Origin of the sequence: Brevibacterium sp. CCUG 69071 (assembly GCF_021023135.1) — a bacterium.
GTDB lineage: Bacteria > Actinomycetota > Actinomycetes > Actinomycetales > Brevibacteriaceae > Brevibacterium.
The window spans coordinates 188,667-208,272 of record NZ_PGFV01000002.1; the positions used below are offsets into that span (position 1 = coordinate 188,667).

At 65.3% G+C, this 19,606-nt stretch carries 18 protein-coding genes; 14 read left to right on the top strand and 4 right to left on the bottom strand.

Annotation, left to right across the window (positions count from 1 at the left end; all coding sequences use genetic code 11):
- Positions 1 to 59: 59 nt before the first annotated feature.
- Complete coding sequence (locus CV023_RS06115) at positions 60 to 1,229, bottom strand: acyl-CoA dehydrogenase family protein (protein ID WP_230744583.1); 1,170 nt, start codon at positions 1,227 to 1,229, stop codon at positions 60 to 62.
- Positions 1,230 to 1,310: 81 nt separating this feature from the next.
- Between CV023_RS06115 and CV023_RS06120 the strand changes: the two genes are divergently transcribed.
- The 6 genes from CV023_RS06120 (at position 1,311) to CV023_RS06145 (ending at position 7,124) form a co-directional block, all read left to right on the top strand.
- Entirely contained in the window at positions 1,311 to 2,009 is a 699-nt protein-coding gene (locus CV023_RS06120) for a FadR/GntR family transcriptional regulator (protein ID WP_230744584.1), read from the top strand.
- Between the two features lie 215 nt (positions 2,010 to 2,224).
- Positions 2,225 to 3,262 carry a TRAP transporter substrate-binding protein gene (locus CV023_RS06125; protein WP_230744585.1) on the top strand — a complete coding sequence of 346 codons (1,038 nt, stop codon included), beginning with the start codon at positions 2,225 to 2,227 and terminating at the stop codon, positions 3,260 to 3,262.
- Positions 3,259 to 3,852 (top strand): TRAP transporter small permease, encoded by a 594-nt coding sequence (locus CV023_RS06130; protein ID WP_230744586.1) that lies wholly within the window; start codon positions 3,259 to 3,261, stop codon positions 3,850 to 3,852. Before CV023_RS06125 ends, CV023_RS06130 begins: the two co-directional genes overlap by 4 nt.
- Complete coding sequence (locus tag CV023_RS06135) at positions 3,849 to 5,129, top strand: TRAP transporter large permease (protein ID WP_230744587.1); 1,281 nt, start codon at positions 3,849 to 3,851, stop codon at positions 5,127 to 5,129. Before CV023_RS06130 ends, CV023_RS06135 begins: the two co-directional genes overlap by 4 nt.
- Positions 5,130 to 5,140: 11 nt before the next feature.
- Positions 5,141 to 6,334: a CaiB/BaiF CoA transferase family protein gene (locus CV023_RS06140; RefSeq protein ID WP_230744588.1), complete on the top strand. Its 1,194-nt coding sequence runs from the start codon at positions 5,141 to 5,143 to the stop codon at positions 6,332 to 6,334.
- Between the two features lie 64 nt (positions 6,335 to 6,398).
- Positions 6,399 to 7,124: an IclR family transcriptional regulator gene (locus CV023_RS06145; protein WP_230744589.1), complete on the top strand. Its 726-nt coding sequence runs from the start codon at positions 6,399 to 6,401 to the stop codon at positions 7,122 to 7,124.
- Positions 7,125 to 7,135: 11 nt separating this feature from the next.
- On the opposite strand, the gene CV023_RS06150 is transcribed toward CV023_RS06145, so the two are convergent.
- Together CV023_RS06150 and CV023_RS06155 are read right to left on the bottom strand one after the other, a co-directional pair.
- Positions 7,136 to 8,770 (bottom strand): DNA repair helicase XPB, encoded by a 1,635-nt coding sequence (locus CV023_RS06150; RefSeq protein ID WP_230744590.1) that lies wholly within the window; start codon positions 8,768 to 8,770, stop codon positions 7,136 to 7,138.
- 115 nt (positions 8,771 to 8,885) lie between these two features.
- On the bottom strand, positions 8,886 to 11,000 hold the full coding sequence (locus CV023_RS06155) for a helicase-associated domain-containing protein (protein ID WP_230744591.1): 2,115 nt from the start codon (positions 10,998 to 11,000) through the stop codon (positions 8,886 to 8,888).
- Between the two features lie 71 nt (positions 11,001 to 11,071).
- On the opposite strand from CV023_RS06155, the gene CV023_RS06160 reads away from it, so the two are divergent.
- The 5 genes from CV023_RS06160 (at position 11,072) to CV023_RS06180 (ending at position 14,984) form a co-directional block, all read left to right on the top strand.
- Positions 11,072 to 11,296: a hypothetical protein gene (locus CV023_RS06160; RefSeq protein ID WP_230744593.1), complete on the top strand. Its 225-nt coding sequence runs from the start codon at positions 11,072 to 11,074 to the stop codon at positions 11,294 to 11,296.
- A 446-nt stretch (positions 11,297 to 11,742) separates the two neighbouring features.
- Positions 11,743 to 12,123, top strand: a complete 381-nt coding sequence (locus tag CV023_RS06165) for a cold-shock protein (RefSeq protein WP_230744594.1) — start codon at positions 11,743 to 11,745, stop codon at positions 12,121 to 12,123.
- Positions 12,123 to 13,085, top strand: a complete 963-nt coding sequence (locus CV023_RS06170; protein ID WP_230744595.1) for a DUF3027 domain-containing protein — start codon at positions 12,123 to 12,125, stop codon at positions 13,083 to 13,085. The genes CV023_RS06165 and CV023_RS06170 overlap by 1 nt, the downstream gene beginning before the upstream one ends.
- An 8-nt stretch (positions 13,086 to 13,093) precedes the next feature.
- Positions 13,094 to 14,353 carry an MFS transporter gene (locus tag CV023_RS06175; RefSeq protein WP_230744596.1) on the top strand — a complete coding sequence of 420 codons (1,260 nt, stop codon included), beginning with the start codon at positions 13,094 to 13,096 and terminating at the stop codon, positions 14,351 to 14,353.
- Positions 14,354 to 14,486: 133 nt separating this feature from the next.
- Positions 14,487 to 14,984 carry a DUF456 domain-containing protein gene (locus tag CV023_RS06180; RefSeq protein ID WP_230744597.1) on the top strand — a complete coding sequence of 166 codons (498 nt, stop codon included), beginning with the start codon at positions 14,487 to 14,489 and terminating at the stop codon, positions 14,982 to 14,984.
- A gap of 166 nt (positions 14,985 to 15,150) precedes the next feature.
- Here the strand turns inward: CV023_RS06180 and serC are convergent, their stop codons facing one another.
- Entirely contained in the window at positions 15,151 to 16,329 is a 1,179-nt protein-coding gene (gene serC, locus CV023_RS06185; RefSeq protein WP_230744598.1) for a phosphoserine transaminase, read from the bottom strand.
- Positions 16,330 to 16,457: 128 nt separating this feature from the next.
- On the opposite strand from serC, the gene pdxH reads away from it, so the two are divergent.
- The 3 genes from pdxH to CV023_RS06200 all read left to right on the top strand — a co-directional run bounded on the left by pdxH (position 16,458) and on the right by CV023_RS06200 (position 19,518).
- The gene (pdxH, locus tag CV023_RS06190) at positions 16,458 to 17,129 is read left to right on the top strand and encodes a pyridoxamine 5'-phosphate oxidase (protein WP_230744599.1); all 672 of its coding nucleotides are present in this window, start codon (positions 16,458 to 16,460) and stop codon (positions 17,127 to 17,129) included.
- Between the two features lie 439 nt (positions 17,130 to 17,568).
- Positions 17,569 to 18,255, top strand: a complete 687-nt coding sequence (locus CV023_RS06195) for a metal-dependent transcriptional regulator (RefSeq protein WP_230744600.1) — start codon at positions 17,569 to 17,571, stop codon at positions 18,253 to 18,255.
- A gap of 429 nt (positions 18,256 to 18,684) precedes the next feature.
- The gene (locus CV023_RS06200; RefSeq protein ID WP_230744601.1) at positions 18,685 to 19,518 is read left to right on the top strand and encodes a C40 family peptidase; all 834 of its coding nucleotides are present in this window, start codon (positions 18,685 to 18,687) and stop codon (positions 19,516 to 19,518) included.
- Positions 19,519 to 19,606: the final 88 nt, after the last annotated feature.

Genomic DNA, 19,606 nt, shown 5'->3' on the forward strand with positions numbered 1-19,606 from the left:
AGCGCACCTCGATGTCGTAGCCGTAGCCCTGCTCGGTGAGGAAGCGGCGACGGAATTGTTCAGTAGCTGCGAGGTAGTCCGAGGACCTTGGTGCCGAGGTAGTTGAGGACCATCTCCTGGCTGACGGGGGCGATTTTCATCAGACGGACCTCACGCAGATACCGACCGACGTGGTACTCCTCGGAGTACCCCATTCCTCCGTGAACCTGGACAGCCCTGTCGGCGGCATCGACTCCGGCCTCGGCGCACAGGTACTTCGCGGTGTTCGCTTCCCGGCCGCTGGGCAGACCCTGATCGTAGGTCCAGGTAGCTTTGCGCAATGCGAGTTCGGCGGCATCGAGCTTGGCGAGGGAGTCAGCGAGAGGAAACTGTAGGCCTTGGTTCATCCCGATAGGACGGTCGAAGACGACGCGCTCGTTCGCGTATTTCGCAGCCTTGGCTAAAGCGGCACGGCCGATTCCCAGCGCTTCGGCGGCGATGAGCATGCGCTCGGGATTGAGCCCGTCGAGGAGGTATTTGAAGCCTTCGCCTTCCGCGCCGACCCGATGGGCCTCGGGGATCACCAGATTGTCGATCACGAGTTCATTGGAGGTAACGGCATTGCGGCCGATCTTCCGTATCGGCGTGATCTGCACATGCTCGCGGTCGAGATCGGTGAAGAAGAGTGTCAGTCCGTCGGTCGGTCGGTCGACGTCCTCGCGTTTCGTTGTTCTGGCCAGGAGCAGGATCTTGTCGGATTCCATTGCCTTGGAGATCCACACCTTACGGCCGTTGACGAAGTATTCGGCGCCTCGGCGCTGGGCGAAGGTCGTCACCCGGGTAGTGTCGAGACCGGCGTCCGGCTCAGTGACGCCGAAGCACACATGGATCTTCCCCTCGGCGATCTGCGGAAGATTGGCCTTCTTGAGCTCATCGCTGCCATGCTTGATCACAGGGTGGAGGCCGAAGATCGTCATGTGGATCGCGCTGGCCGCATTCATTGCGCCTCCGGCCGCCGCGACGGATTCAAGGAGCAGTGTCGCTTCGGTGATACCCAGTCCGTGTCCGCCGAATTCCGTGGGAGTCGTCAGGCCGAGCCAGCCCTTCTCTGCGAGGAGATTGTAGAACTCGATGGGGAACTCGTGGTCGGCGTCCTTCGCCGCCCAGTATTCGTCGTCGAAATGACTGACGATCTCCTCGGCCGCCTCTCGAATCATCAGCTGGTCGTCAGTCAGTGCGAAATCCGCCATGCCCGTCTCCTTTGAACGCATTTAATGGTAGTACCAATATAGAATGTATCGTACGCCGTCGCCCAGCGCCAGGGGAGCCCATTGGACACCACCGAAACCGCCCGATTCGTCACTGCTCTGCGCTCGAGGATCCTCGCCGGAGAGCTGCCGGACGGAGCGCGGCTCGAGTCCGAGCGCGAGCTGGCCCTGCGCCACGGGCTGAGTCGGACCACCATTCGTGCCGGTCTCCAGACGCTGGAGGCCTCGGGGCTCATCTCACGGCGAGTGGGCCGTGCAGGCGGCAGCTTCGTGTCGCTGCCGACAGGAGATTCCGTCGCCAACTCGCTTCAGCTGGTCATCGGGGCCGGCGGCATCTCCGGTCCGGACCTCATGGAGACACGTCTGGCGATCGAGCCGATGTGCGCCGAACTTGCTGCCGAACGGATGGGGAAGGACGGACTCTCTGAGCTCTCGGACATTCAGTCCGAGATGGTCTCGGCAATGCGCGTTGTCGGAAATCCTTCAAACCGTCAGCGGTTTTTGACGGCGAATGCCAGGTTTCACCTGCGGATCGCCTATGGCAGCGGGAACGCGGCTTTGGCGGCGATCCTCCGCGGCCTCATCGACCCGATCGAGAAACTGATTGACGACCCCGAGACCCTCGGTGAAACTCAGCTCCGCGAGCTGGTCCGGGCTCACGAGGCGATATGCTCCGCACTCCAGGACCGGAACGGTCCGCGAGCGCGCGCGGTCATGCGCAAGCACCTGCAGGCACATCTCGCCCTCAATGGCCGCTATTGAACAGGCCTTCCTGCGGCAGGCGGGCTGGATCGGGGTCTCTGCTTGCTCAACTCTGCGCAAATTGCTCCTCATGGCCTCCGTGTCGCCTGCTCTTGCGACGATGTGAAAGCTGTTGACATGCCTCAGTCCTCGATTAGACTGTTCGTGGTTACGTACCAGCATTCGTATATACCAATGGAGGTGTAATGCCTGTACGACCTGGCCGATTGGCCAAAATGATTACAGCAGTTGCTCTCGCACTGACCCTGCTCGGACTCTCGGCCTGTTCCGCTGAGACCGAAGACGACGTCGAAAATCTGAGCCTGGCCGACAGTTATGCGCCCACACACATCTTCGCCGAATCGGGTGTGAAGGTGTTCATGGACGAACTATCCCAGAAATCCGGCGGTGGAGTTTCCTTCGACTACTACCCGGCCGGTCAGATGGGAACACCTCGCGATCTCGTCTCACTCAACCGATCGGATGTACTCGATATCGCCCCAGCTTCTCCGGCGTACCTGGCCGACCAACTGCCGCTGTCCAGCGTCTCCGATCTGCCCGGGCTGGTCGAAGACTCCTGCACCGGTGCGCAGGCTCTGTTCGACATGATGTCGCCCGGGGGGATCCTCTATGAACAGGAGTACGAGCCTCGGGGCCTGCGACCCCTGTGGGTCTCCGTGTTGCCCAGCTACGAGATACTTACCGTCGACCGGACGATCAACTCGCCTGAGGACCTGCACGGGCTCAACATCAGAACCTCGGGCGGGGCGCTCGATGCCACGCTTGATGCTCTGGGCGCCGCAGCGGTGAGCATGCCGGCCTCCGACGCCTACGAGGCGCTCTCACGCAAGACCGTCGACGGCGTCGCCTTTCCCTTCATCAGCGTACTGCCGTACAAACTGCAGGAGGTGCTCGGCCATTCGACGACGGGGCTGAATATCGGTGCCTTCGCGATCCCCTATGTGATTAATGAGGACACCTGGGACCGTCTGAGTCCACAGATTCAGAAGAGGATCGAACGGGCCGGCAAAGATGCTCAGACGAGCCTCTGTGCTGCCGTGAACACCGATACTCCGGCGGCCATCGACACCATCAGGGGAAGCGGTGTCGAGTTCAACACCCCCGACGCCGAAGGAATGGACGCATTCGACGAAAAGCTGGCCCCTGCCCGAAAGCGCTGGGCCGAGAACATGGATTCCATTGGGAAGCCGGGCACGGAGGTTCTCCGCACGTATGAAGACAATTTGGCTCGGTACGAAGGAGCATCGAAATGAGTGCACGGACCGGCGGATCTGGTTCCGCTCTCATCACCGGAATCAAGCTCGCAAGCGTGTCCTTGGCCGGAACGGCGATCGTCGTCATGGCCGCGATCATGCTTGCCGAGGCCATCATGCGCTATGTCTTCAGCGAGCCTCTGGGGTGGAACATCAGCGCAGTCGAACGGATCCTCATGCCGATCTCCGTCTTCCTCGCCCTGCCCTGGCTATACGTGACTGCAGGGCATGTGAGCGCAGAGATCGTCTACGACCGTTTCCCGTCCTCATGGCGAAAGGCTGCCCGTATCATCGGCCACCTCCTCCTTCTCACCATCGCGGCCGCGATGGCGTGGGGAGGCATGGTCACGGTCATCGACTCCTTCGTTCTCTCAGACGCGCCGCCGCCCGGCTCGAGTGAGGTCCCCATCCCAAGCTGGATCTGGCAACTGAGCCAACCAGTCGGAGCCGCTGCCCTCTTCCTGGTCGCCCTCCTCGACAGCCGCCGTGCTGTGATCGAGGACAGGGCGTTGGAGGACACCGAAGGTAATGAAGCGGCGCTCATCGCCGCCGCGACAGAAGACAGCGACGACGGCGGTGGCCAGGCATGATCGCAGTCATCATCAGCATCATTCTGCTCGTCCTCATCCTCATTCGAGTTCCGATCCCCTTCGCCATCCTCGGTGCCGCCGGCATCGGCCTCCTGTGGGTCGGTGGCCTGAGCAATCTCATCGGCATCGTCGAGGTCATTCCAATGAGCTCCATCGGAAGCAACTCGTTGGCGGCGATCCCGCTATTCATCTTCATGGCCCACCTCGTGCTCAAGAGCGGAGTCCTCGCGTCGCTGTTCACTTCGGCGAGCACGATCATCGGACGGGTCCGCGGCGGAACCGGCATAGCCGCCGTTCTGGCCGGGGCCGGGTTCGCCGCCGTCTCGGGATCTTCGACGGCTGCGGCCGCCACGCTGGCTCATACGTCGACCGAGACGATGCAAAAACAGGGATACAGCAAACAGCTCGCCAGCGGAACGGTCGCCAGCGCAGGAACCCTGGCGGCGATGATCCCGCCCTCCATCCTCCTGGTCTTCTATGCGATCACCGCCGAGACCAGTGTCGGCAAGACTCTGCTGGCCGGGGTGATTCCGGGAGTCCTCATGAGCATCGGGCTGGCGTTGACGGTGTGGGTGATGGGGCTCCGCGGACATGCTCCGGCGACCCCGGCAACACCGTGGAGGGCGAAGCTCAGGGCTGTCTCGGGTCTACTGCCGATCATCTTCCTCTTCCTGCTCGTCGTCGGCACAGTGTTCCTCGGCATCGCCACCGCCACCGAGGCGGCCGCTCTGGGCTGCCTCGGCGGGTTCCTGCTCATGCTGTGGAAGAGAACCGTTTCCTGGACAAATCTGAGAGCGGCAGTTGTGGGCACCGTCTCGAGCAGTGCGATGATCCTCTCTATCGTTTTTGCCGCACACGTCTTCGGCATCTTCCTGACGCAGACGCGGGTGACGCCGCACGTGATCGATTTCGTTGAGAGCCTGCCGGTGCCCGCGATCGTCGTTGTGATCATCTTCGCCTTCATCTATCTGGTGCTCGGATTCTTCATGGATCAGATGGCGATCATCGCGCTCACGGTCCCCGTCACCCTTCCCGTGGTCGAGGCTATGGGCTTCGACCCGATCTGGTTCGGCATCATCGTGATCCTCCTCGCCGAGATAGGACTCATCACTCCCCCCTTGGGGCTGAACGCATTCGTCGTGTCCAGGGCCGCGAACATCCGAGTCGAGACGGTCTTCCTCGGTTCGGTGCCCTTCATCATCGCGATGCTCATCGTGACGGCCCTGGTCTTCGTGTTCCCCGATCTTTCATTGCTCCTGACAACAAGCGTGAAATGAGGTTTGAATTAGTGAGTGGAATTTCTTCGTTCCCCGCAGGTCCGGCAGCAGCCGCTCCGGCGCTGGCCGACCTCCGGGTGCTCGAGCTCGGGACAGTCATCATGGCCCCCTACGCAGGCAAGATCCTTGCGGATCTCGGGGCCGATGTGATCAAGGCCGAGCAGCCGGGCGGGGACATCGGACGCAGGATCGGACTCGGAGGGGCCGAGGGAGCCAGTGTGCTGGCGATGAACCTCAACGCGAATAAGCGCAGCATCGTCATCGATGCAGCTGCGGCAACCGACCGTCCCGTCCTCGAGGGCCTCATCACCTGGTCGGATGTCATCATCACCAATCTCCTGCCCCGTAGACGCGCCCGCTACGGACTCGATTGGGAGACGGTGCATCGAATCAATCCCCGGACCATCCTGTGCACGGCTCAAGGGTTCTCCTCCCACTCTGAGCGTGCAGACAGCCCTGCTTACGACGACATCGTCCAGGCGGGTTCCGGTCTTGCGGACACTTATCGGCTTCGGGACGGCAGCCCTGCCTACTCGCCTTATGTGGTGGCGGACAAGGTATGCGGAATGACGATGGCCCAAGCAGTTCTGGCCGCCCTTTACGCCACCGGCGTCTCCGGTGAGGGAACCTGGGTCGACGTACCCATGGTCGAGACGATGTCGGCATTCACGCTCGTCGAACACCTCGGCGGTCAGACCTATTCGCCTCCGCGCGGCGACGTCGGCTGGTCACGTGTGCTGGCCTCCGAACACCGGCCCCACCCGGCCCTCGACGGTCACATCTGTGTGATGCCCTATACGGACAGGAATTGGGCGGACTTCTGTGAGCTTATCGGCCGACCCGACTATCTGGATCATCCTGATCTGCACAGCAACCAGGTCAGGACGCGCAACCCTCGGATGTACGAGTCGGTGCTCGCCGAATATGCCGCTTCCAGAACCTGCGCGCAAATCGAGGGAGAGTGCCGGAGATACTCGATTCCGGTGCAGAGGGTGGTGCGCATCGACGAGATCCCGGCCGACCCCTACCTCGGAGCCTCTCCAATCCTCACCCGTGAGCGGCATGACACTGAGGGGGAGTATCTACATGTGGGATCGCCGCTGACCTTCAGCGATCATCCCAGACCCGACGTCCGCGCGACCTCCCGGCTCGATGCCGATCGTGCCGAGATACTTGACCTCATCGGCCTTGCCCCCGAGACATGAGGAGAGCAGGAAGGCTCCGGCCGGGCAATTGGCAAGTTGGGCCCTCCCTGGTAGAAGTAAGGGCATGACCTCGACACATCGAACCGTGACTCGGATCGTGAGGATCCTCGAATTGGTCGCCCGTTCGGGTGAGGACGCCGTTGGTCTGGCCGCGCTCGCCCGTGAGCTCGATGCACCCAAATCCAGTGTGCACGGCTTCGTACGTGGCCTGTGCGCCGAGGGCTACCTCCTCGAAGGTGAGGACGGCTATGTTTTGGGGCCAGGAGTCGCCCATGTGCTGGGTCCGGCCGAGAACTCGGTCGTCCTCCTCATCGAGGATGTGCTGGCAGAGATATCTGCACGGACCGGCGAGACCGTGACGGTGGCGGTGAGGGTCGGAGATTCGGTCGTCTACGTGTACAGCCTTCCGGCGGACTACGAGGTCTGCTATGTCCCCAGACTCAAGGTGAGGCGACCACTGCTGCCGACCTCATCGGGCAAGCTGTTCTTCGCCCTGTCTCCCAAGTCCGGTGACAGTGAGCTGTTCGAGACCTATGACGCGCACACACGAAACAGACTCGAGACGGAACTGCCGCAGATCCGGCACACCGGAATTGCGCACAACAGGGGCGAGACCGTCTCCGACGTGGCGGCCGTCGCGGTGGGCGTCTTCATCGACTCCGCGCTCTCGGCAGCGATAACTATTGCTGGACCCACCACTCGGACAGAGGAGCACCTCGACCACTACGGGTCGGTTGCCCGCGGTCTTCTCGATAGGGCCGGCTTCGGACTGGCTACCCCGACTGCCTGAGGAAGCTCCGCTCAGCGCACCTCGATGTCGTAGCCGTAGCCCTGCTCGGTGAGGAAGCGGCGACGCTGGGCGGCGAAGTGCTCGTCGACGGTGTCGGCGGCGACGACCGTGTAGAAGGTCGCCGAGCCCGAATCCTCCTTCGGCCGCAGGATCCGGCCCAGGCGCTGAGCCTCCTCCTGCCGCGACCCGAAGGCTCCGGAGACCTGGATCGCCACCGAGGCGGCCGGCAGGTCCACGGAGAAGTTCGCCACCTTCGAGACCACGAGTACCGGGATCGTCCCCGCGCGGAAGTCCCGGAAGAGCTCCTGCCGCCGCGACTCCGGGGTCTGCCCGGTGAGCACCGGGGCATCGAGTTCGGCGCCGATCTCCTCGAGCTGATCGAGGTACTGGCCGATGACGAGGATCTGGGCATCCGGATGATCGGCGACGAGCTCACGCACGATCGGCAGCTTCGCATCCGAGGTCGCCGCCAGCCGATACCGGTCCTCACCGTCGGCACGGGCATAGGCGGTCCGGGTGCCCCCGTCGAGACGGACACGGACCTCATGACAGGCGGCAGTGGCGATGTAGCCCAGCCGTTCGAGCTCCTTCCACGGCACCTCGTACTGCTTGGGTCCGATGAGGGAGAACACCTCGTCCTCCCGTCCGTCCTCGCGCACCAGGGTCGCCGTCAGTCCCAGCCGCCGCCTGGCCTGCAGGCTCGCGGTCAGCCGGAAGATCGGCGCGGGCAGCAGATGCACCTCGTCGTAGATGACCAGGCCCCAGTCCTTCGCGTCGAGCAGCTCGAGGTGGAGGTAGGAGCCCTTCCGACGGGTCGTGAGCACCTGATAGGTGGCGATCGTGACCGGACGGATCTCCTTCGTCGACCCCGAATACTCGCCGATCTCGTCCTCGGTCAGCGAGGTCCGGGCGAGGATCTCGTCCTTCCACTGCCGCGCCGAGACGGAGTTCGTGACGAGGATGAGCGTCGTCGTCTGCACCCGCGACATCGTGGCCACCCCGACGATCGTCTTGCCGGCCCCGCAGGGCAGCACCACGACCCCGGACTCACCGGACAGGGACTGGTCGATCGCTTCCTTCTGATAGTCGCGCAGATGCCACTGACCGCCGTGGGCGTCATCGGACAGGGCGATCTCATGGGCCTCCCCGTCGACATAGCCGGCATGGTCGGAGACCGGATGACCCAGCTGCAGCAGGGCATGCTTGAGTTCACCGCGTTCGGAAGGATGGACGAGCACGGATTCCTCGTCGAGGCGGCGACCGAACTTGCCGACGAGGTCCGGCTGGCCGGTCAGCTCGTCGAGCAGATGCGGCTCCGTCGAGGTCAGCGTCAGCCCGTGGATGGGGTGGTCGATGAGCGTGAGCACCCCGAAGCGGTCCATGATGTCGACGATGTCGACGAGCAGTTCGTGGGGCACCGGGTACTTCGCGAATTCGAGGAGGACGTCGACGACGGATTCGGCATCATGGCCGCTGGCGCGCGCGTTCCACAGGCCCAGCGGGGTGATCGTATAGGTGTGGATGTATTCGGGGGTCCGCGCCAGCTGTGCGAACGGGGCGATCGCCACGGCCGCCTCGACGGCCTGCTCGTGCCCCGATTCGAGCAGCACAGTCCGGTCGGACTGCACGATCAGCGGACCATTCATGGAAACTCCAGTTCTCCTTGCATCGGCGAGAGGTGCACGCCGGGAGATGTCGTCGACCGTTCGACCGACAGCGACACTCGCCGAGGCGGCACCGAGGGGCACAACGCCCGTACCCTCACGTTTGTTCCGGAGAGACCTCGACGCTGACGATGCGGGCGATCGCCAGGGACGCCTCGGCGCCGGTGCTCGTCACCGTGCCCCGCACGCGCCCGCCGTTGACGGTGGCCGGGCGCATCTCGATGACGCGTTCGTTGCCGTGGGAATCGGCCAGCCGGATCGTCACCGTCCGTTTCGCCTCGGCGGCCTCGCGCAGTCGATCCATGTGCCCCAGCGGCTCCGCGGTGCCCGCCTCGGGCTGGGCGCGGGCACCGGGGGAGCGGAGGATCCGGATGTACTCGCCGAGGCGGTCGTCCGTGACGCGGGCCCGCTTGCGCAGGTGGACCTCCGGTTCGGACTGGGTGATCACCCGGCGTCGGCGCGCGGGGGCGGCGGGCGAATGGAGGAGCGCGTGATGTTCGGCGGATTCGAGCAGGTGCATGGTCCGCTCCGGTCCGAGCTGCCCGATCGCCACCGTCGGGGCGAGGCGTTCGAGGCCGGCCGGCAGCATCGCCTGATCGGAGAGGATGACGTCGAGGTCGACCGGGTCGTCGACGATGAGGACCGACCGGGCTCCGGCGACCTGGACACGACGCAGCTTCGACGCGGTGTTGCGCACGAGGAACTCGAGCGTCGAGGGCAGCTCCTCGGCGCTGATCCCCGCGAGCTCGGCCAGCGCGTCGTCGGGGCTCAGTCCCGACTGCATGCTGTCCTCGATGGTCTCGGCGTCGATGCGGTAGACGGTGCCCTGCCCGCGGGCTTCGACGACGGCGAAGCGGCGCAGGATGTGGTGGACGCGAGGGTCGATGGGCCCGGTCGCCACAGCCGTGAGGTCGGATTGGATGAGCACCGATTCGACCTCGGTGCCCAATCCCTCCCGCACGCTCAGGACGAGTTCGCCGGGCACCTCGAGGCCGTCGACTCCGAGTCCGAGCGGGGCGATCGAGGGATCCTCGGCGGCCTGGACGGCCATGGCGGCGGCGAGCCCCTGGGCCAGGCGGAGGCCGAAGCCGCTGGGCCCGAAATGGGCGGGCTTCTGCAGTGGCGTCGTCGCCAGCCCGAGGCTGACGCAGGTGTGCAGCACCGCCTCGGTGACGGCGAAGCCGTGGGCGGGGATGAGGGGGCGCCGCGCGAGCACCTGCGCATGCACCCACTTGGCGGAACGGGCCGAACCGAGCCCGATGTCGGCGAGGACGGCGAGCACGGTCGAGCGCAGCAGCGGCATCGCCGGCACCGACTGCGCGAAGCCCTTGAACAGGGATTTCTTCGGGGTCGCGAGCACGGTGAGGCGTTCGTTCTCACTGGCTCCGGCGGCCAGCTGCGTGACGTCGAGGGACTCGCGCAGCCAGGAGGTCACGAGGGCCGCCCAGAGTTCGGCACGGTCCCCGGCCAGCACGTCCGCGGCATCGTCGGTGGCCGTCCACTGCGGGTCGAGGGCGTCCTCGAGGACGCCGATGAGGCGCAGCGACTTCGCGGCCAGCAGCAGAGTGATGGTCTGCTCGAGTCCGAGGTCGAGGGTGCGGGCGAGTCGAGACACATCGCGTTTGGAGATGCCGCCGCTGGTCAGCCGGGAGATAGGGGTGGCGGCGAGTTCGTCGACGAGGCCGCGCAGCGAGGAGATCACCTCGGCGACGCCCGCCTGTTCGCTGTTGCGGATGAGCGGTTGCGGGATGGACTCCACGGTGGAATCCGGTGCGGAGCCGTTCTCGTAGTGCCGCCAGGGTTGGGCGCGGGCGGAATCTGCCGCTGAGGTGGGCAGCAGGGTGATCGCCTCGGACTGGATCCGCCAGGTCCCTGCGGACCGTGCCCCGGAAGACCCTGCCGGCCATGCCAGGCCGAGGTCGCGCAGTCGGGGCAGGGCCGCCTCGGCGAGTGTGGGGTCGATATGAGGATTCTCACCTACGGCGATGTCCGGTGAGGTGCGGGCGGCCTTCGCCAGGGCGATGCCCACCTCGAGTTCCGCGGCGCTGAGGGCCTCGATGCCGCGGGAGACGCCGATGCGCGAGGACGCGGCCGCGGCCAGGGCAGGGATCGTCGGCGACTCGGGTTGGAGGAGGTCGCGACGGGTCCGGACGAAGGACTCGAAGTCGGCATCGGAACTGTGGGCCAGCCACTGGCTGAAGGTCATGGACATCGTCGTTCAGTTTACCGCGCGGGGTACACTGGAGGGGCAGAACAGGTACTCAGATCTCGGAAGGACGAGCATTGTCAGCCAAGCGAGTCGACACGGTCATCGTCATCATGGCAGTCGTGGCCGCCGTCATCGGAGCGGCCGGTCTCATCGGTGTCCTCGGACAGGCCTGGATGGGCCTGACCCCCTCGCACATTCTGACGTATCTGCCGATGATCCTCCTGCCGATCGCCGTCGCCATGCTGGCGGTGGCCCTGGTCAGAGCCGCATTGCGGCGCAGACAGACCGAGGTGAGCTGAACACTCACCGACTACGCCGAGGTTGCCCTTCGCGCCGGTCGCCGTGCCCCCGTCAGCGGGGCGGGGTTCGCGAGGGCGACATTCCGGCAGCGGAACCCCGGGTGGGGACACCGCACGACTGACATCGCCGAGACGGCGGACGCAGCTCGGGCCCTCGCGGCACACTGCCGGTCGGACCGGACACGGCCGAAGGGAACGGACACGGCCGGTCGGACCGGACGCCGTCGAAGGTTCGGAACCGGCCGGTTCGGACCCTGACTCGGCAGCGGAGCTCATGCACCGGATTCTCTGCACACGGAACCGGGTTCGGAACAACCACGCCACGGAGCCGACGCACCACACAGACTTCACCACGCACCGTCACCGCGACGGTGTGAGACGAGAGAGTCGGGGGCACCCCAGCCGCCGACCACCAGACACTGAGCATCACATAGGGAAAGGACGCTATGCCTACCGGACGCGTGAAATGGTTCGACACCGACAAAGGCTTCGGCTTCGTCGTCGCCGAGGACGGCTCCCAGGCCTTCCTCCACTCCTCGGTCCTGCCCGAGGGCGTCGAGGTCACGAAGGGCACCCGCCTCGAATACGACGTCGTCGACTCCCGGCGCGGCGCACAGGTGCTCAAGGCCCGCCCGCTGAGCGCCCCGACCAAGGTCGCGAAGGTCCGCCAGCGCCCGGCCGAGGACATGGCAGTTATGGTGGAAGATGTCATCAAGGTATTGGATGACCTCAACAACGGACTGCAGCACGGTCGCTACCCGGATCCCTCGCACGGGAACAAGGTGGCATCCCTGCTGCGGGCGATCGCCGACGATTTGGAGTCCTGATGTCATCGCTGTTCAATGAGTGGCTGGCCAGGCAGACTGCCCAGCCTAATTCCGCCGACCCCGCGGGAACGACTGCAACGGCCGCGAGCGACGCTGAGACAGCTGCGAGCGACGCTGCGGCGGCTCCAGCCGACACGTCCGGAACCGAGGCGGCGACCGCCTCGGCGAAGCCCGCGAAATCCGGCCGGACCGCGAAGTCGGGCACCGAGAAGATCGTTCTCGACACCCAGCTGGCGGCGGCGATCGACATCGCCCGCTCCGCCATCACCGAGGTGGCCGGAACCTCCGTGGTCGGCGAGCACCTCGGCTCCGTGGCCGAAGCCACCCGCCTGGTCACCCACTACTTCGTGTGCACCGACCCGACGTACCGCGGCTGGCGCTGGGTCGCCGTCCTCGCCCGGGCGCCCCGGTCGAAGAAGGTCACGGTCTGCGAGACCGCCCTGCTGCCCGGCCCCGATGCGCTCGTGGCCCCCGAATGGGTGCCCTGGGATCAGCGGCTCGAACCCGGGGACCTCACCCCACGCGACACCCTGCCCAAGCTCGATCGGGATCCGAACTTGCAGCCGGGCTTCCAGCAGACCGAGGACAATGCGGCCGACAATATCGACCAGATCGCGAACTTCGAGTTCGGGATCGGCCGTGAACGAGTGCTCTCGGCCGACGGAATCTCGGCCGCGGCCAGCCGCTGGGCCGACTCAGACGCCGGGCCCGAGGGCGAGTTCGCCTCGCGTGCCTCCGCCCACTGCGGGTCCTGCGGCTACCTGATGCCGATCGCCGGCTCCCTCCGGACGAAGTTCGGGGTCTGCGCGAGCGAATGGTCGCCCTTCGACGGCCGCGTCGTCGGTCTCGAATCCGGTTGTGGAGCCCATTCCGAGACCGACGCGAAGAAGCCCAGCCACGAACCGGCTGATGCCGTGGTCGACGACTACGCCGCCGGCGAACTCGAGTACCAGGAGGGCTGAGACACTCGATGGCCCACACGTTCCGGTCGCTGGCAGAACCGAACTACCGACATTGGTTCGCCGGTGCCCTGATCTCGAACACCGGAACGTGGATGCAGAGGACGGCCCAGGACTGGATCGTCCTCACCTACCTGACGAACAACAACGCCTCGGCCCTGGGCATCACCATGGCGCTGCAGATGGGCCCGCAGCTCATCATGTTCCCGTTCGCGGGAGCGATCGCCGACCGATTCTCCAAACGCAGACTGCTCATGGTCACCCAGTCCCTGCTGGGGGCCGTGGGTCTGCTGCTGTTCGTCCTAGTCATCACCGACGCCATCGAGCTGTGGCACGTCTACCTGACCGCACTCGCCCTCGGCCTCCTGGCCACCCTCGACAATCCTTCGCGGCAGGCCTTCGTCTCCGAACTCGTCGGTGAGAAACTGCTGCCGAACGCGGTCAGCCTCAACTCCGCCTCCTTCAACGGCGCGCGGATGATCGGGCCCGCCGTCGCCGGCGTGCTCACCGCAGTCATCGGCGCCGGGCCGGTGTTCCTCATCAGCGGACTGGGCTTCGCAGCGACCCTGACCGTGCTCATCCGTCTTGACCAGAGCCGACTCCATCCCTCGGGACGGCGCGGGCACGGCGGCATACTCGGCGGCTTCAAGTACCTGCGCAGACGCCCCGATGTCACTGTCGTGCTCGTCGTCCTCTTCATCGTGGCCACCTTCGGATTCAACTTCAACATCTACACCGCCACAATGGCCAGGATTGAATTCGGTAAGGACGCCAGCGGCTTCGGTCTGCTCAACTCCGTCATGGCCATCGGCTCGGTGACCGGAGCGCTGGCCTCGGCGAAGCGAGAGAAGCCGCGGCTGCGGTTCATCTTCGGCGCGGCAGGCGGCTTCGGTCTGGCTGTAGGTGCGGCATCGCTGATCCCCAACTACTACGTCTTCGCGGCCTCGCTCATGCTCGTCGGCTTCGCCTCGCTGACGATGATGACTTCCGCCAATGCCTATGTGCAGACCACGACTCCCGCGCACTACCGCGGACGGGTGATGGCGATCTACGCCGCCGTCGTCATGGGCGGAACCCCGATCGGCGCACCTTTGGCCGGATGGGTCGCCGACCTGTTCGGACCGCGGATGGCGATGGTCGTCGGTTCGGCCTCGGGCATCATCGCCTTCGCCGTCGGACTGGTATGGATGATCGTGGCCAAGAACCTGCGCCTGCACTACGACCCGAGATCGCGCATCCGCCTGCACGTGAGCTTCCACGGGCACCCGTGAGCCTCGTCTTCAGGGCGGCCCCAGGTGCGTCCCTTAGGATCGGATTCACGCTCCCAGGACAACCCGGCAGGTTCGAGAACCTCCGGATTCCTCGGGACAGTCAGGACCACCTCGGCGAACGGATCGGACACCCGTGAACATCGACAGCCTCACCTCGGTGCTGGTCGGCTTGGCGATTCTCGTCGGCTGCCTCGGCATCATCGTGCCCGTGCTGCCCGGATCGATCCTCATCGGCATCGCGGTCCTCGTGTGGGCGATCGTCATCGGCGGACCGTTGGCCTGGATCATCTTCGCGATCGTTGCCGTCCTCGTCGCCGGCGGCATGAGCGCCTCGCTCGTGCTCACCGGGCGCAAGCTCAAGGACATGGAGGTGCCGAACCGGTCGGTGCTCCTCGGCGGGGTGCTCGGCGTGATCGGCTTCTTCGTCATCCCCGTGCTCGGACTGCCCATCGGGTTCGTGCTCGGGCTCTACCTCGCCGAGTACTTACGCCTGCAGGAGGCAAAGACGGCCTGGAACTCGAGCTGGTCGTCGATCAAGGCCATCGGCCTGGGCGCCGCGATCGAATTCATCCTCGCGCTGCTGGCGACGATCACCTACGGCATCGGCGTGCTCATCCACTTCTTCGCCTGATTTCCCGGGCCGGGGAGGCCGGACGAGTGCTGCTGCGCCGGCCGAATGCAATACGTCCTACATAAACTGACACACCGCACCGTAGAGTGGACTGGTCCCGGAACGGTAGGATGTGTCAGTTTATGTAGGACGTACCTGACGCAGGCGCAGTCGGCCGCGACCGTGCTCAGGCCAGGGCGTCGATGACGTAGTCGAGGCAGCTCAGCAGCGCCTTGACGTCGGCCGGGTCGACCGAGACGAAGGTGGCGATGCGCAGCTGGTTGCGTCCGAGCTTGCGGTACGGCTCCACGTCGACGATGCCGTTGGCTCGCAGCACCGAGGCGATTGCGGCGGCATCGACCGAATCGTCGAAGTCGATGGTGGCGACGACGGAGGAGCGGTCGGCCGGGTCTTCCACGTAGGGGTGGGCCACCTCGGCGGCCTGGGCCCAGTCGTAGACGAAGCCCGAGGTCTCCTTGGTCCTGGCGGTTGCCCATTCGAGCCCGCCGTTGCCGTTGATCCATTCGATCTGTTCGGCCAGGAGCAGCAGCGTGGACACGGCCGGGGTGTTGTAGGTCTGGTCCTTCCGCGAGTTCTCGATCGCGGTGACGAGGTCGAGAGATGCCGGGATCCAGCGTCCGGAGGCCTTGATCTCCTCGGCGCGGGCGATGGCTCGCGGCGACATGATCGCCACCCACAGTCCGCCGTCGGAGCCCATGTTCTTCTGCGGGGCGAAGTAGTAGACGTCGGTCTCGGTGATCGACACGGGCAGGCCGCCGGCGCCGGAAGTGGCGTCGATGACGACGAGGTCGTCGGAGTCGATGCCCTCCGGTCGGGCGATGGTCGTGGCCACGCCGGTCGAGGTCTCATTGTGCGGCCAGGCCCAGACATCGGGGGCGACGCCAGCAGCGGCACCATCGGCGGCGGCATCGAGCCCGGCAGCGGCCAGTGTCGCGGGGGAGGGGATCGCCGAGGTGCCGGGATCGGCGGTGAGGATCAGCGAGCTCTCGAGGTGCGGGGCGGTGTCGGTCGCCTTGGCGAACTTCTGGCCGAACTCGCCGAAGGTCGCATGCGCGGCCCGGCGACGTACGAGCCCGAAGGCCGCGACGTCCCAGAAGGCGGTGGAGCCGCCGTTGCCGAGGACCACCTCGTAGCCGGCCGGCAGGTCGAACAGCTCGGCCAGGCCGGTGCGGATGCGGCCGACGAGGTTCTTCACCGGTGCCTGGCGGTGGCTCGTGCCGAGCACGGTCGCGGCGGCGGAGTTGAGGGCCTCGATCTGGGCGGGGCGGATGCGGGCCGGGCCGGACCCGAAGCGTCCGTCGGCGGGCAGGATTTCGTCTGGGATCGTTGTCTTCGTCGCAGTCACGCTCGACATTCTACGACGCGTCGATCCGCCGTGAGACACAGTCTCGTCATTGGAGGACTTCGCGACGATGGCCCGTGTCACCCCCGTGTCAGGCCCGCGGCATAGAGTGAGCGGCATAGAGTGAAGGTATGAGTGAGCCAATCGATCGCCTGCCCCAGACCCGGAAGTCCTATCAGGCGCCCACCTTCGAGCGTCCCGAATCCTCGCCGCTGGCCCTGTTCCGCCAGTGGTACGACGACGCGGCCGAGCGCGTGAGCGAACCCAACGCGATGACCGTGTCGACCCTCGACGAATGGGGCCCGTCCTCCCGCATCGTCCTGCTCAAAGGCATCGACAAACGCGGACTGATGTTCTTCACCGACTACGATTCCGCGAAGGGCCGGCAGCTGAGCGCCGATCCTCGGGTGGCCGTGAACTTCCCCTGGCAGGACATGGAACGTCAGATCCGGATCAGGGGACTCGCCGAGGTGGCCGCCCCGGATGAATCGGACGCCTACTTCAAGGTCCGCCCCCGCGGCTCTCAGATCGCGGCGAGCGTGTCCAAGCAGTCCCAGCCGGTGACCGACCGGGATCGGATGCAGGCCGAATACGATGCCGCCGTGGGCGAGCTCGAAGGCAGAGACGTGCCCAGGCCCGAGCATTGGGGCGGCTTCCGCGTCCGCGTCTTCGAGATCGAGTTCTGGCAGGGGCAGCGCAACCGCTTCCACGACCGGTGGGTGTTCCGCCGCGCCGACGGCAGCCACGACCCGGCGGATCTCGATGACGCCTCGGCGTGGACGACGACCCGCCTCTACCCCTGAGATGTGCGGCTGCCACTGAGCGGTGCGGCTGCTCCTGAGCCGTGCGGCTACTCCAGAGAAGCGCGGCTGCCCCACTTCTCCGCCGAAATATTCGGCCCACCTCGAGCGTTACGCCGAAGCCGGGATGGTCATGGTCAATGCGCGGACTGCGGGAGTCGATTGCCAGGGGCCGTTCGGGGACGGAACAGGCCGAGTTGCGGACTGCGGGAACAGGCCCGGGCGGATTGCGAATTCTGCACCGTGCGCGCGGCGGCATACGCCGGTGCCGGTCGAACTCACGCGTTCCGCTGAACGCGCGATAGGATTGAGCTGGATCGCAACGGCCGCGAGGACTCGCAAGGGTTCGGCGGCCGGAGCAGGGTCGCATGGCCCGAAGTGGTGACAACGCCTGAAACGGTCGAGATGACCTGAAGACGAAGAGTGGAGTGGCTGGTCTTAAGTGAACGACCTCATTGATACAACCGAAATGTACCTCAAGTCGATCATCGAGCTCGAGGAACAGTCGATCGTGCCTCTGCGCGCGCGAATTGCTGAACGATTGGATCACTCCGGTCCCACCGTTTCACAGACCGTGGCACGCATGGAGCGGGACGGACTGCTCCATGTCAGCAATGATCGACATCTCGAGCTCACGCCCGAGGGGCGTCGCATCGCCACCGAAGTCATGCGCAAGCACCGTCTGGCCGAACGTCTGCTCTCCGATGTGATCGGACTCGAATGGGAGCTCGTCCACGACGAGGCCTGCCGGTGGGAGCACGTGATGAGCGAGCAGGTCGAGCGCAAGCTCGTCACCCTGCTGCCCGAGACCTCGTCCGGTCCCTATGGCAACCCGATCCCGGGCCTCGGCGTCATCGGCGGCGAAGAAGCGAAGACCACCGAGGTGGTCGACCTCGCCACAGCCGTCGGTCGAGACGGAGCCAAGCAGCTGACCATCGCATGGCTGGCAGAACCCCTGCAGGTCGACATCCACCTGCTGCAGCAGTTCCAGGTCGCCGGTGTCCTTCCCGATACCGACGTCGAGATCTCCCGCAACGGGGAATACATCACCGTGCAGGTCCCCGGCGCTCAGGACGTCCTCGACCTGCCGCTGGACACCGCCTCGCATGTGTTCGCCTACCGGAAGTGACCGGACAGCGGACTCTCACACGGTGAGTCTGCGCTCAGCCCGGCGAATTCTCGGTCCCGCCTGATCGAGGAAGTGCCAGGCAGCGGTCACGGTCCACCATGACCGACCGCATCGATTTGTTACAAAACAGTGTTCAACGTGACCCAGGGCGCGGCCAGCCGCCCCCTGGGTCACGTCGTATAACGAAAAATGTTACGGAGATTTGAATCTCTATTGGGCCTCTGACCTGCACGTTTATGGAAAACCTCAGGGATGTCCTCCAGGGGTTGTGACAGAAACGTGACAATTGGTCACCGATTGGTTACAGTTGTGGAGGTCGTTCACGACGGGGACGACTTTGCAACGAGAGCCGAACGCCACGCTCGCTGTGAGAAACCAAGGACCGATAGTGGCGGTTGGGCAAGTACCAATAGGTGACGAGAGGAAAACGTGGCAACTAAGCAGCATGGCCGCCGCGCCGCAGAGGCGAAGGTCAAGACACCGCTGACAGAACTGACTGAACTCCTGAACGCCAACTCCGGTGTCTTCGGACGCCGCGCAGCGGTTGTCGCCGCCAGCGGTGGCCTGCTTACAGCAGCAGTCCTCCCGGCCGCAGGACAGGGTGCCGACGACAGTGTCGCCGTCTCCGCCGAAGCCGAGGCTTCGCCCCAGGCCGAATTCCAGAACCAGACTGCCACCGTCTCCGCCGACAAGGACTCGAAGGACAAGAAGTCCGAGAAGAAGGCTGACTCCTTCGGCATCGAGACCCAGACCGTCACCGCCAAAGCCGCTCCCAAGCCCGAGCCGAAGCCGACTCCCTCCGAGACCGCCACCGCGGATTCCGACGAGTCCGCCAACAGCGGCGCATCGACCTCCGGCAACAGCGGAGACAAGAGCGAGAGCAAGGACTCTGGCTCCTCCGACGATGCCGGTTCGATCGACGGCTCCAAGGCCGAGCAGGTGCTCGCCTGGGCCGCCAAGGGCGTCGGAACCCCCTACGTCTCCGGTGGAACCAGCCAGAGCGGCTGGGACTGCTCCGGCTACACCTCCTGGGTCTACGGCAAGGTCGGCGTCAACCTCCCCCGCACCTCCGGTGCTCAGAAGGGTGCCGGCAAGGTCGTCTCCGCTTCGGAGGCCAAGCCCGGCGACATCATCTGGCACCCCGGCCACGTCGGCATCTACGCCGGTGGCGGACAGATGTACGATGCAGGTTCGCCGAGCTCGGGAACCTCGAAGCGCAGCTACAGCTGGATGGGCAACGTCACCTTCATCCGCGTTCTCTGATCAGCTCTTCTCAGAAACTCCCCGTTCGACTCGACGGTCCTCGAGTCGGACGGGGAGTTTCTGCATCCCCGGACGCTTGCAACACGTC